The 12,613-nt window shown below is 61.9% G+C and carries 11 protein-coding genes; 6 read left to right on the top strand and 5 right to left on the bottom strand.

The features are described from left to right. Window positions 1-90: 90 nt before the first annotated feature. Complete coding sequence (locus JNK74_26445; protein ID MBL7649731.1) at window positions 91-840, bottom strand: glucose 1-dehydrogenase; 750 nt, start codon at window positions 838-840, stop codon at window positions 91-93. Window positions 841-997: 157 nt separating this feature from the next. Between JNK74_26445 and JNK74_26440 the strand changes: the two genes are divergently transcribed. The 5 genes from JNK74_26440 to JNK74_26420 all read left to right on the top strand — a co-directional run bounded on the left by JNK74_26440 (window position 998) and on the right by JNK74_26420 (window position 6,549). Then, entirely contained in the window at window positions 998-1,612 is a 615-nt protein-coding gene (locus JNK74_26440) for a TetR/AcrR family transcriptional regulator (protein MBL7649730.1), read from the top strand. Between the two features lie 50 nt (window positions 1,613-1,662). Continuing rightward, window positions 1,663-2,412: a class I SAM-dependent methyltransferase gene (locus tag JNK74_26435; protein MBL7649729.1), complete on the top strand. Its 750-nt coding sequence runs from the start codon at window positions 1,663-1,665 to the stop codon at window positions 2,410-2,412. A gap of 382 nt (window positions 2,413-2,794) precedes the next feature. Beyond that, window positions 2,795-4,387, top strand: a complete 1,593-nt coding sequence (locus JNK74_26430; protein MBL7649728.1) for a phosphoglycerate dehydrogenase — start codon at window positions 2,795-2,797, stop codon at window positions 4,385-4,387. Between the two features lie 47 nt (window positions 4,388-4,434). Further along, a complete protein-coding gene (gene icd / locus JNK74_26425; protein MBL7649727.1) occupies window positions 4,435-5,676 on the top strand; it encodes an NADP-dependent isocitrate dehydrogenase in 1,242 nt (413 codons plus the stop codon). Between the two features lie 111 nt (window positions 5,677-5,787). Continuing rightward, window positions 5,788-6,549, top strand: a complete 762-nt coding sequence (locus tag JNK74_26420) for a hypothetical protein (GenBank protein MBL7649726.1) — start codon at window positions 5,788-5,790, stop codon at window positions 6,547-6,549. Window positions 6,550-6,581: 32 nt separating this feature from the next. Here JNK74_26420 and JNK74_26415 read toward each other — a convergent pair whose 3' ends face one another. The 3 genes from JNK74_26415 to JNK74_26405 all read right to left on the bottom strand — a co-directional run bounded on the left by JNK74_26415 (window position 6,582) and on the right by JNK74_26405 (window position 10,412). Next, window positions 6,582-7,217, bottom strand: coding sequence for an SIMPL domain-containing protein (locus JNK74_26415; protein MBL7649725.1), 636 nt, complete (start codon window positions 7,215-7,217; stop codon window positions 6,582-6,584). Between the two features lie 332 nt (window positions 7,218-7,549). Further along, window positions 7,550-8,821 (bottom strand): hypothetical protein, encoded by a 1,272-nt coding sequence (locus JNK74_26410; GenBank protein ID MBL7649724.1) that lies wholly within the window; start codon window positions 8,819-8,821, stop codon window positions 7,550-7,552. Window positions 8,822-8,984: 163 nt separating this feature from the next. Further along, window positions 8,985-10,412 (bottom strand): MBOAT family protein, encoded by a 1,428-nt coding sequence (locus tag JNK74_26405; protein ID MBL7649723.1) that lies wholly within the window; start codon window positions 10,410-10,412, stop codon window positions 8,985-8,987. 321 nt (window positions 10,413-10,733) lie between these two features. Between JNK74_26405 and JNK74_26400 the strand changes: the two genes are divergently transcribed. Continuing rightward, window positions 10,734-11,681, top strand: coding sequence for an NAD-dependent epimerase/dehydratase family protein (locus JNK74_26400; protein MBL7649722.1), 948 nt, complete (start codon window positions 10,734-10,736; stop codon window positions 11,679-11,681). Window positions 11,682-11,708: 27 nt separating this feature from the next. Here JNK74_26400 and surE read toward each other — a convergent pair whose 3' ends face one another. Continuing rightward, window positions 11,709-12,419, bottom strand: a complete 711-nt coding sequence (gene surE, locus JNK74_26395) for a 5'/3'-nucleotidase SurE (GenBank protein ID MBL7649721.1) — start codon at window positions 12,417-12,419, stop codon at window positions 11,709-11,711. Window positions 12,420-12,613 lie beyond the last annotated feature (194 nt).

The raw sequence follows: 12,613 nt of genomic DNA, 5'->3' as shown, positions 1-12,613 counted from the left end.
GGTCGCATGAGATCTCATACTGACCCATACGACTCATAGGACCCATAAGACCTATTTTCAGCCTTCAGCCTTCAGCCTTCATCCTTCATCCTACCGAAATCCGCCTGAAATGTAGAGCGTCTCTCCTGTGATCCACTTGGCGTCCTGCGATGCGAAGAAGACTACGGCGGGGGCGATGTCATCGGGCTGGCCGGTGCGCCCCAGGGGGGTCTGGGCAGCCATGGCCGTTTCCTGATCGCTGCCCGTGATACCGGCAGTGTGGGTGCCTTCGGTCTCCACCATGCCCGGGTTGATCGCGTTCACCCGTATATTGCGCGGGCCAAGTTCCTTGGCCAGGGATTTCGTAATGGCATCAACGGCTGCTTTGGTCGCGCTGTAGACCGCGGCAAAGGGCGGCGCGTAGGTGCTGACGACCGAGCTGGTGTTGATGATGCATCCGCCTTCGGGGCCGAAATGCTTCACTGCTTCCTGGGTTGTGAGGAGCAGGCCGAGTACGTTGAGGTTGAACTGGTCGTGGAAATGCTCCGCCGTGATATCGCCGAGGGGCGCGAACTTGAAAATGCCCGCATTGTTTACGAGGATATCCAGTCGGCCAAAAGCAGTCTTTGTCTCGGCAAGGAGTTGCGCGATGTCGACCTGGTTGGACACGTCGGCCTTTACGGCGACGGCCCTGCCGCCAGCGGCCTCGATGGTCTGGACGACGCGGTCCGCGCCTTCCTTGCTGGAGGCATAGTTGACGACGACGGATGCGCCCTCAGCCGCGAGTTGCCGGGCTATTTCCGCGCCGATGCCCTTGGATGCGCCCGTGACAACGGCAACCTTACCTTCAAGTTTTTTCATGGCGTAGCTCCTGTGGTTGTGGTAATTTTGTACTCTTTGGTACAATTCTACACGAGAATAGTTGACCTGTCAAGGAACTCGCGGCGCGAAGGTGGGTGGGGCCACCATGGTATACTGTATTGCAGAGTACAAAACTTTTGGAGCATGTATTCCCACTATGGCCCGTCCCCGTGAATTTGATTGCCAGCGTGCCCTTGACGCGGCCCTCCGTGTCTTCTGGGAGAAGGGCTACGAAGGGGCGACACTGGACGATCTGACCACCGCCATGGGCATCAACCGTCCCAGCCTCTACGGGGCTTTCGGCAACAAAGAACAACTTTTCCGGCTGGTGCTGGAGCGCTACGCAAACGGTCCCGCAGCCTATGTGGTTGCGGCGCTTGCGGCGCCCACGGCACGGGCCTGTGCGGAGGCAATACTCCGGGGTGCTGCAGAACTGGGGACTTGTCCCCAGAATCCCGGCGGCTGCCTGGCCGTGCATGCGGCGCTCGCCACGGGCGAGGATGCTGAGACCATCCGCAAGGCGCTGGTGGAGTTTCGTGCCGCCGGAGAATGCGCCATTCGCGAACGCTTCGAGCGGGCTCAAGCTGAAGGGGACCTGCCTCCCGATGTCAGCCCTGCGGACTTGGCGCGCTATATCGCCACCGTGGTCCGGGGGATGGCGGTACAGGCCAGCAGCGGAGCGAGCCGTGAAGAATTGGAGGCGGTGATTGTGCTGGCGCTAAGGGCCTGGCCCCAAGCAATTGACAATGGACAACGTACAATGGACAATTGAAAACGGTTCGCTCTCCACTGTCAATTCTCAATCATCCATTCCCCACTGCCATGACGCCTTATACCTACCCTGGCGATGAGCTCGATCTCTTCGTCCATGCGACAAATTGGAAGTCCTACTGGACTTCCAAGGTTCGCCCCTGTCTTGGAGCGGATGTCCTCGAAGTAGGGGCGGGGACGGGGTCCAATACCGCCTTGTTGCGTGGCGGAATGGCGGGCCGCTGGGTGTGCCTGGAGCCGGATCCGGCGCTTGCCGCTCGAATTCAGGCCTCTCCGGTACTGGACGGGCCCGCCCGAACGGTCGAAGTGGTGACCGGCACCGTGGAAGACCTGGCCCCTGAAGTCCAATTCGACACGGTGCTCTATATCGACGTACTGGAGCACATTAAAGAAGATGCCGCCGAGTTGGCCCGCGCCTGGGGGCTGCTGCGGCCCGGCGGCCACTTGATTGTCCTCGCGCCGGCGCACCCCGGGCTTTTCTCGCCCTTTGACGAAGCGGTGGGGCACTATCGACGCTATACTTGCAGGAGTCTTGCCGCCGTCGCGCCGCCGGATATCCCGCCGGGTCGGTTCTACTACCTGGACTCGGCTGGCGTGCTGGCCTCGCTCGCCAATCGGCTGCTGCTCCGTTCGCCCGCACCCGTATTGGGGCAGATTCGTTTCTGGGATCGGTGGCTGGTTCCGCTGTCGCGCATCCTTGACCCCGCCTTGGCCTTTCGCGTGGGGAAATCGGTGATTGGGATCTGGCAGGTACAGGCTTCCGGCCCCGCCTTCGACCAGCAAGATGCTGAAAACAAATAAGTTCCAGCGCGAAAAGCGGCGAGAGAACGTTTCGCGCACAGGGGTGATTTGCCCAAGAGATGTTTGACAATTTGCGCCCTTGGTTGCTATCCTTTCGGTTCCGTGAAGTCACTCCGAGGGCAGGAACTGCCGGTCTGGTGCCAGGGTGCAGACACCCCGGGCGGTTCCAGTGCCGAATAGCCCCGGCCTGACGTGCGACCCCGCGTTGCGGTGCCGTTGATTCCGATGGTGGTTTCAACTCCACAACGGCCCTCGCCCCTCCCAGCGCCACGCAAGAAGAAATTAGGTACAAGTTTCGCAATATGCATGATCGAATGGGCGTTAAGTTCCCGGAGTCGGGTTACGCCTTCGCCACATCGTGCTTTCCATGGAGATAGATTGAATGGCCCGAGTATTGGTTCTAGATGGTCTCAGTGAGCAAGGGGTCGACGTGTTTCGGGCCCGGGGCATTGACGTGGATGTAAAGCCCCCCCAATCTCCCGCCGAGCTGGCCGCCATCATCGGCGAGTACGATGGATTGGTTGTGCGGAGCGCCACGAAAGTAAACGAAGAGGCCCTGGCCAATTCCGGCAAGCTGAAGATTATCGGTCGGGCCGGCGTGGGTACGGACAACATCGACAAAGACGCCGCCACCAAGCGCGGTATCGTGGTGATGAACACGCCCGGCGGCAACACGATTTCCACCTGCGAGCACACCTTTGCCCTGCTCTTTGCGCTGTGCCGCAACGTGCCTCTGGCCAACGCTTCCATGCAGGCCGGTCGCTGGGACCGCAAGAACTTCATGGGCACCGAGTTGTTCGGCAAGACCCTGGGCATCGTCGGGCTGGGCCGTATCGGCGGCGCCGTGGCGCGCCGCGCCCAGGCCTTCGACATGAAGGTTATCGCCTTCGATCCCATCATGACGCAGCTCAAAGCCGACGGCCTTGGCGTCGAACTCGTGTCCATCGACGAGCTCGTGGAGCGCTCCGATTTCATTACCCTGCACGCGCCCAAGACCGACAAGACCGACAATCTTTTCCGCACCGAACACTTCAAGCGGATGAAGCCCAACTGCCGCATCGTCAATTGCGCGCGCGGCGGGCTGGTGAACGAAGAAGAACTGGCCCAGGCCCTGCGCGACAACGTGATCGCGGGCGCGGCGCTCGACGTCTATACCACCGAGCCCCTGCCGGAGAATCCCTTCATCGGCCTGGACAATATCGTGATGACGCCCCATCTCGCGGCCTCCACCGATGAGGCCCAGCTTACCGTGGCGGTTGAAGTGGCCGAGCAGATCGCCGACTACCTGACCACGGGCGCCATCGTGAACGCGGTCAACGTGCCCAGTCTGGACAGCGAAACGCGCAAGGCGCTCATGCCGCTGCTGGGCCTGGCCGAGAATCTGGGTCGCTTCCAGGCGGCCTTCAGCGAGGGCCGTCCTTCCGCCATCGAAATCACCTACAGCGGCGAGATGGGCGCCGGCGATCTCTATCCGATCACCGCGGCCATCCTGGCGGGCTACCTCAGCCCCTCGATCGAAGACGTAAACGCGATCAGCGCGCCCCATCGCCTCAAAGAGCACGGCATTGCGTGCAGCGAAAAGCGCTGCCCCGCGGGCTCCGATTATGCCTTCGAGATCGGTGTCACCGTGGTGACCGACGCCGGGTCTCATACCATCACGGGCACGCTCTTTGACGGAACGGATCCGCGGATCTGCAGCATCGACGGAATGCGCGTGGACGCCAAACCCGAAGGGCATATGGTCATCTGCATCAACAACGACGTGCCTCAGGTTATCGGCCGGGTCTGCCTGACCCTGGGCGAGGCGGGCATCAACATTGCCAATCTATCGCTGGGCCGCGAGGCCCGCGGCGCGCGGGCGTTGACCGTGCTCAATCTGGACGAGGCCGTATCGGATACGGTCCTGGACGCGGTCCGGAGCATTCCCAATGTCATCAGCGTGCGCCTGGTGTCCCTGCCGGGAGCCGGGGCGTAAATCGCCTTCCGCCGGGTTGAAGAACAAACGAGTATTGAGGAGAACACATGGCCACCTATAAGCACATCGTGGTGCCGGACGGCGAGAAGATTCACATTAAGAACGGCGAGCTTCAGACACCGGACCGCCCGATCGTCGGTTTTATCGAAGGCGACGGTACGGGCCCCGACATCTGGAAGGCCTCCCGCTATCTTTTCGACGAGGCCGTGAAGCATTGCTACGGCGGCAGCCGCGAGATCGCCTGGATGGAAATCTACGCGGGCGAGAAGGCCAATCAGGTTACGGGTTCTTACTTCCCCGAAGAGACCCTGGACGCGATCCGCGAATACGAGATCGCCATCAAGGGGCCGCTGACCACCCCGGTGGGCGGCGGTTTCCGCAGCTTGAACGTGAGCCTGCGCCAGGCGCTCGATCTCTTCGCCTGCGTGCGGCCCGTCCGCCACTTCGACAGCGTCCCGAGTCCGGTTCTCGCGCCGGAAAACGTGAATATGATCATTTTCCGCGAGAATACGGAAGATGTATATTCCGGCCTGGAGCTCAAGTCGGGCTCGCCCGAGGCCCAGAAGCTGGCCGATTTCTGCAAGGCCGAATTCGGCTGGGAGATCCGCCACGGTTCCGGGCTGGGTCTGAAGCCCGTCAGTGAATTCGGCACGAAACGTTTGGTGCGCGCCGCGCTGCGCCACGCCGTGAAGCATGGCTCCAAGACGGTGACGCTCGTGCACAAGGGCAACATCATGAAGTACACCGAGGGCGCATTCCGCCGCTGGGGCTACGAAGTGGTGCGTGAAGAATTCGCCGACGTGGCGGTGGCCTGGGACGATTGCCACGGCCAGGCCGACGGCAAGATTCTGGTCAAGGACTCCATCGCGGATATCTTTCTGCAGCAGATTTTGACCCGTCCGAAGGAGTTCGATGTGGTGGCCACGATGAATCTCAACGGCGACTACATCAGCGACGCGCTGGCCGCTCAGGTGGGCGGTATTGGAATCGCGCCCGGCGCGAATATAAACTACGACACGGGCGTGGCGGTTTTCGAGGCGACCCACGGCACGGCGCCGAAGTACGCCAACCTGGACAAGGTCAATCCGAGCAGCGTGGTGCTTTCCGGCGTCATGATGTTCGAATACATGGGCTGGCAGGAAGTGGCGGATTCGCTCATCGACGCGCTGACCCGGACTTTCCAGAACAAGACCGTAACCTATGATTTTGCGCGACTGATGGAAGGGGCGACCCTGCTGAAGTGCAGCGAATTCGCCAAGGCCGTCGCGGACAACATGAAGTCCAAGTAAGCATTCGCCGCAAGCGCCGGACAGCGTGTCCGGCGCTTGCGCTACCTGAATACACCGGCCTGGGTGTATCATGGGTTCGTACATATACTCTTGCCAAGAGTCGAGCGGTAGTTGGCGATTCGAAAGAAAGGCTGGCGGATTTTGGATTCATTCGACCCGGACTCGGAACAGTGCAAGGCGCGCCTGGTGCAACTGCACCGCTACGCGCAGGTGGGCAAGTGCGTCAACGGGGTGACGCACGATATCAACAACCTTCTCGGGGCCGCCATGGCCTATGCCGAGCTCGCCTCCTTTGACGAACGGATCAGCCCCGACACCAATCGCATGCTTGGCCAGATCGTTGACGGAATCACCAAGTGCAGCCAGCTCATCTCCTCCCTCACCTCCATCGCGCGGCGCGACCGTATGGACATCAATCTGGTCGCTCCCGATCGCCTGATGGACGACGTGCTCACGCTTCGCGACTATGAGTTGAAGATGAAGCAGATTGCGGTGGAAAAGGTCTATGATCCGGAGCTGGCGGCGATGCCGCTGGATCTGGCCCGGGTCAAGGTGGCCCTCATCTATCTGCTCATGAACGCCCAGGACGCCGTGGCCGACCTGCCCGATCGGCGCGTACGCATCTCCGTGCTGGCCACCGAAGACGGGGTGGAGTTTCAGATCTGGGATTCCGGTCCCGGACTTGCCCCGGAGCACATGGAGTCCGCATTTCTCCCCATGACCACATACTGGCCCGATGGGGAGCACGTGGGACTCGGGCTCTATGCGGCCCGCCAGGTGGCCGAGATGCACGAGGGCGGCCTGACCTTCTCGCCCGAAAAAGGGTTCTGTATGGTGCTCAAGCGGGACAACGGCCTGATCCGAAAGATGTAAGCCGTCCGGGTCCGTTGCCTTTCGCTCCCGGTCTATTCAAGGGAATAGGTCACCCGTACTTCCGCCGTGCAGGCGATCTGGCCGACCGTGGGGAAGGTGGTTTCCGTATCCGGCGGCGCATTCCAGGTAATTGTGCCCACATCCACCACGTCGACCGCGCGCACCCCCACGTTCAGTGCGGCGGCGGCGCCGACCGCGGCGGGGTAAGCATCCTTCGCCGCTTCCTGTACCGCGTCCTGGGTGACCGCCGCCTTGTCCGTCGTGAGGAAGTGGGGGCCCGACAGCTCGCCGCCGAGTCCGGCGGCAATCGCCCGGATCTGCTCGCACAGTTCGCCTAACTTTACCGAGGAATTCTCGCCCATGGAGTAGGGGCTCATGGAGAATTGAAGTTCCGTGGACACGCGCACCGTGTTATCCGGCAGGGAAAGGATGGTCGGCATGCCGGTCTCAATCGTGGTGGGGTGCAGTTCCTGGAGGGCAATCGCTTCGCGCACCGATGGATCCACTTTCATCCCTTCATCCATGGCCAGACTCAGCTTCTCCGCCGTGATCGTCCGGTGAATCCAGAATTGCACATGGGTGGGTGGGGTGTAGACGGTGGCCTTGCCGGTCGTGGTCACCCGGGGCAGTTCTATTTTCTCTACGACCACCGGACCCTGTACGGTCACACTCTCTTGAGCCCGCGGCGCAGGCGCAACGGCGAGGGCGACAAGAAGAACAATCGCCGTCGCGGCGCGCAAAGGCAAAAGCGAGACTGCCGGTCTTGTACTTATATCCATAGAACCCTTTTTCTCCAAAGCTCCGTTTTTCCTTACACGAGGGCGACCTGATTGTCGCGGGCGATCCGCGACGGGGTGGATTTCAGGGACGCCAGAATACCACGGCGGCCGCGATGATTGGCATGCTGCGAGAACGGCATCGGGGCGCTGCGGTGCCCGGACGCCGTTGTACACATTAAACTACGCGGCGGGATACACGGGCGTTGACGGGTCCGTCCAATTCACCGCACCTCGGCGGGCAACGCCAGTTCCGGCTTCCAATCGCCGAGGGACAATTCGCGGGCCGCAAAGACAAACACCACAACCTCTTTGCCCGCAAGTCGATCCTCGCCCCGTTGGAGCGCCTGAATGAGTCGCTGCCGGGTGGCGTGGGCCCCGTCGCCATTCTGGGTAATCGCGTCCAGCGGCTGCCGCAGTAGAAGGCTCAGCCAGGCGGCCAGCCCGCCGTGGGCGCCCCAGCCCATCCCTTCGAGTTCGAATACGTTGGCAAAGCTGTCGCCGAGCAGCAGCACCTTGCTCGAGGGATCCGGCGCCCAGGGCGCGCCATCGGGACCTTCCACGGCCTGATGCCGGATGCTCTCGTTCATGCCATAGCGGGCCGCGTCCTCCGGCGCCAGCATGACCGCGAGGTCGCCCGCGTGTTCGATGCTTTGGGGCGTCCCCGCCCGATAGGCCATGTCGCCTTGAGGAAGCTCCGGCACGCGCTCGCGTAGAAAAGCCTGAAGAGACTCCGCAGCCGCGTGCATGCCCTCCGGGGTCCAGTGACTGTCCCGGGCGAGATAGACGGGGCCCTTTGCCTTTGCCCGGATCAGGGCTTCACTGACATCGCAGGCCAGCACGCCCCGTGCGTCCAGGGCGGCGAGAAAGGCTTCGTGGGAAGCGCTTTGGATGGCCCTGTCGGCGGGGGCGCCGCCGGACAAGTGCTCCGGGTGAATGCTCGCCTTCACCGGAAGGGGTGCTACCACGAGCTTGATGCCGCGCGCCGCAAGTTGTTCATGAAACGCGGTCAACACCTCCACCGGATCGCCCCGCTCCGTGAGGTCGGTGCTGAGAAAGCCGGGCCCGGTCAAATGGGCCACGGCAGGGCCATAAAAGAGCCAGCCGTCCCGCCCCCGGAGCACGTCGGCGTTCTGCGCGCCGAGGTAGCCGGTGAGGTAGCGATTCATGGGAGCGAGAAGGGTCTTGCGCAAGGGTGAGCTGCGCTCCAGATCCGAAGCGAGGCGCTCCATGTTGCCGAGGAGGGCGCGGTTCAGCGAGAAGAAGCTCTTGCGCACGCCCTCACGGGCTACGGTATCGGAAATGTCATGGGCGGACGGCGCGAGATGGAGCAGATCGTCCACAAGAGGGACGCTGTCGGACTGGAGACGTTCCAGTGTGAAAACGCCGAAGATGAGTGCTATGAGCAACGTGGACAGGAAAAGCGGCACGCCACGGCTGAAGGTGGTGTGGCCGATTTCTTCTTCTGCTTGCTTTTCCCGGTCGATGGCTTTCATGGTGCGCCCTATGGGTCGTATGGGTCTTATGGGTCTTATGGGTCTTATGTGTCTTATGGGTCTTATGTGTCGTATGGGTCGTATGGGATTTCAGTATTCATACTGACCCATAAGACCCATACGACCCATACGACCCATTCTTCAAGTAAAGCTCTCTGGAGGGTCAAAAGATAAAGTAAATAAACGGATTGTAACTCTGCGTCATCAGCAGGGCTACGGACACCAACAGCAGCACGGCGCACCACAGCGTCTTGGGCCAGGTGAGGTGGCGGGTGAAGTCCCAGGTTTGGGGCGCGGACCAGGTGATGCCCGCGGCCAGGGCCATGCTGATCAGGTAATAAGGCTGATAAACAATTCCCGATAGCAGGGCCGCCCCCGGCTGCACGGTGCCTGGTCCCGACAGATTAGCGAGGTAGACCAGCGCCTCCGGCAGGGTTGCGGCGCGAAAGAAAACCCAGGCGAGGGAGGCAATGGCAAAGGTAATGGCCATACCGACGCCCGCGGGAAGGCGCCGCAGGGGGCTCCGGTTTCCGAGCGCGCGCTCGGCCGCCAGCATTCCACCGTGGATGCCGCCCCAGACGACGAAGTTCCAGGATGCGCCGTGCCAGAGACCGCCGATCAGCATGACGAGCATGAGATTGGCGTAGGTGCGTGCGGTGCCGCGTCGGTTGCCGCCGAGGGCGATATAGAGGTAGTCGCGGAGAAAGGTGGAGAGGGAAATGTGCCAGCGGCGCCAGAATTCCGTGATGGAGCGGGCGCGGTAGGGCGAGTCGAAGTTCTTGGGAAACACAAAGCCCAGCATGAGCCCGAGGGCGATGGCCATGTCGGAATAGGCGCTGAAGTCGAAATAGATCTGGAAGGAATAGGCGGCGAGCCCGTACCAGGCGTCGAGCGCGCTTCGGCTCCCGGCGTCGAAGACCTGATCGGCGATGTTGCCGCAGGGATTGGCCAGGATGACTTTCTTTGCCAGGCCGAGTGCGAAGAAGGCCGTGCCCCGCCCGAACTTTTCCAGCGTGTGGGTACGGGTTTCCAGTTGGAGGGCCACCTCACGGAAACGCACGATGGGGCCCGCGACGAGCTGGGGATACATGGAAACGTAGCAGGCGAAGGTGATGAAGTTGCGCACCGGTTTCGCTTCGCCGCGGTACACGTCAATGGCATAGCTCATGGACTGAAATGTATAGAAACTGATGCCCAGCGGCAGCGTGATGCGCAGGAGCGTATCCCATTGCGCGCTTTCCCAGCCCATAGCCGCGATGAGCTGATTGTAGCTGTCCACGCCGAAATTGAAATACTTGAAGAAAGCCAGGAGGGATAAATTGCTGGTCACGGAGACCAGCAGGGCCGCCAACTGCCGTCGCGTCCTCGGTCCGCCCGGCTCAATGGGATCTCGCCCGAGGAGGAGTCCGCAGCAGTAGTCGATGAGCGTCGATAGCAGCATGAGGAACACGAAGGACGGATTGGCCCAGCCGTAGAAGATATAGCTCATGACAGTCAGGAAAAAATGGCGCGTCCACTTCGGGAGCCCGTAGTAGAGGAGCAGCGCGGCGGGAAGGAAGTAGAAGAGGAACAGGTGGGAGCTGAAGACCATGGTGGCGCTAGATTTCCAGAATGCCCGTCGCGGTGCGGAAGCCGGATGGGCAATCAAACACGGGAGCTTCCATGAAGTAGACCTTCTTGTCACATTGATTTGCTTCGCCGTTCATCGCTCGAAGCCGCCCCGAGCGGCAGCATACTGGATCGCGGTGCCGGGGCGCAATGGATCGATGCGCGGGGTGATCGGCGCTGGGTGTGGGGAGGGCGCAAAGTTGAAGCATCACCCGGCAATACCGTAACCTCCTCAGGCCTGCTGGCGGACCCACCCGGATGCCCGGCAACAATCCATGGCACGGAAGAGGGCTGACTACAGACGATGGCAAATTATCTGGTGACCGGGGGGGCGGGCTTTATCGGCTCCAATCTTGTAGGGGCGTTGGTCGCCCGGGGCGACGCCGTCCGCGTGGTGGACAATCTCGTTACCGGCCGTCGCGAAAACATGGCGTACTGGGGGGAGCGTGTCGATTTCATTGAAGGCGATCTTTGCGAGATCGATGTTTGCCAGGCGGCGGTTAGGGACATGGACTACGTGCTCCACCAGGCGGCGGTTCCCTCGGTGCCCCGGTCGGTGGCCAATCCGCTTCTATGTCACGAGGCCAATGTCACCGCCACCGTGAATCTGCTGGTGGCCGCGCGGGACGCGCACGTGAAGCGATTTGTGCTTGCCGGCTCCAGTTCGGCCTATGGCAATCAGCCGGTGGTCTTCAAATCGGAAGAGCTGGCGCCTCACCCCCTGTCGCCCTACGCGGCCGCGAAGGTGGCCTGCGAATATTATCTTCAGGCTTTCGCCACCTGTTACGGCATGGAAACGGTTACCCTGCGTTACTTCAACGTCTTCGGGCCGTGTCAAGATCCCGATTCGCCCTACAGCGCCGTCATCCCCAATTTCATCCGGGCGCTGCACCGGGGCGAGGCCCCGGTGATCCACGGGGACGGATCGCAGGCCCGGGATTTTACCTTTGTGGAAAACAACGTTCAGGCCAACCTGCTCGCGGCGGTGGCGGCCATACCCGCCCGCGGCGAGATATACAATATCGCCTGCGGCGCACCCGTCACGGTGCTGTCGCTATTCGAAGCAATCCGAAAGCAGATGGGGGTGGACCTGTCCCCGGTATTCGAGGCGGCGCGGGTGGGCGATGTTCACACGTCGGTGGCGAGCATTGAACGTGCGCAACAGTCCCTGGGTTACCGCGTCACCGTACCCTTCGCGGAAGGGCTGTCGCGGACTGTGGCCTGGTATTGCGAGCGCCTTGGCGGGTCCTGAAAGCGTAACCCTGATGCGGGCAGGATTTCAGCGGGGTAGCGCGTCCAGGCGTGACAGGGCGATGGAACCGCCGAAGCAAGCCGCCACATCGGTGCCGGGGTCACAAGCGCGTTCGTGGTAGCGGTGTCCATCGTAGTGGTAGACCCCATCCACAACCGTGTAGGCGATGGGCAGCGGTTTGGGGCAGGGGATGCACTTCACCACGGGCGGCATGGGTAATTCGCCGGGCTCGTGGTGGGGGAGGTTGATGTTCCAGAGCTCTTGACCCGCCAGCGGTCCGGCCATGATTTCCTTCAGGACCGCCGCTGACCAGCGGGCGGCGCGCGGCCAATCCAGGGCGATTCCGGGGCGCAGGTAATGGGAGACCGCGATGGCGCTGGCGCCAAGGAGCGCGGCTTCTCTCGCGGCGCCCACGGTGCCCGAGAGAAAGATATCGTGACCCAGGTTGCCACCCTGATTGATCCCGGAGACCAAAATGGAGCAATCCGGTGCCAGGCAGGTGAGGGCGATACGCGCGCAATCGGCGGGGGAGCCACCAACAGCCCATCGCCGGGGGCCGCGGTTTTCCACCTGGATGGGGGTTGACATGGTGACCTGCTGGCTCCCGCCTGAATAGCATCGATCCGGCGCGACGATATAGAGCCGCTCGCCGAACTGGGGCTCCAATGCGGCGGCAAGGGATTGAAGACCGGGGGCGTCAAAGCCATCGTCGTTGGTGAGGATGATCGAAAGGGGCATGGGGTGCTCATTCTGCTTCATGAACTTGAGGGCGGGAGCAGGTCCTGGTCGGCGCGATAGGGCGCCTGATGCTGGGGTATTGGGCCTGCGAAACGGCGTTCTGGCGGTTGGGAGGGTCTAGCCCGGATATTTCACCACCCGGGGAGCCATCGCGCTTGTAGGTCGTTTTTTTGATTTTGATGCGGATTTTTGGG

The organism is Candidatus Hydrogenedentota bacterium, from assembly GCA_016791475.1.
In the GTDB taxonomy this organism is placed as follows: Bacteria; Hydrogenedentota; Hydrogenedentia; order Hydrogenedentales; family JAEUWI01; genus JAEUWI01.
The sequence above is the reverse complement of the archived record's forward strand: the minus strand, read 5'-3'. Positions and strand labels throughout refer to the sequence as shown.

Coding starts and splice junctions, on each gene's coding strand:
- JNK74_26445 (MBL7649731.1), bottom strand. CDS start 840: ATGAAAAAACTTGAAGGTAAGGTTGCCGTTGTCACGGGCGCATCCAAG.
- JNK74_26440 (MBL7649730.1), top strand. CDS start 998: ATGGCCCGTCCCCGTGAATTTGATTGCCAGCGTGCCCTTGACGCGGCC.
- JNK74_26435 (MBL7649729.1), top strand. CDS start 1,663: ATGACGCCTTATACCTACCCTGGCGATGAGCTCGATCTCTTCGTCCAT.
- JNK74_26430 (MBL7649728.1), top strand. CDS start 2,795: ATGGCCCGAGTATTGGTTCTAGATGGTCTCAGTGAGCAAGGGGTCGAC.
- icd (MBL7649727.1), top strand. CDS start 4,435: ATGGCCACCTATAAGCACATCGTGGTGCCGGACGGCGAGAAGATTCAC.
- JNK74_26410 (MBL7649724.1), bottom strand. CDS start 8,821: ATGAAAGCCATCGACCGGGAAAAGCAAGCAGAAGAAGAAATCGGCCAC.
- JNK74_26405 (MBL7649723.1), bottom strand. CDS start 10,412: ATGGTCTTCAGCTCCCACCTGTTCCTCTTCTACTTCCTTCCCGCCGCG.
- JNK74_26400 (MBL7649722.1), top strand. CDS start 10,734: ATGGCAAATTATCTGGTGACCGGGGGGGCGGGCTTTATCGGCTCCAAT.
- surE (MBL7649721.1), bottom strand. CDS start 12,419: ATGCCCCTTTCGATCATCCTCACCAACGACGATGGCTTTGACGCCCCC.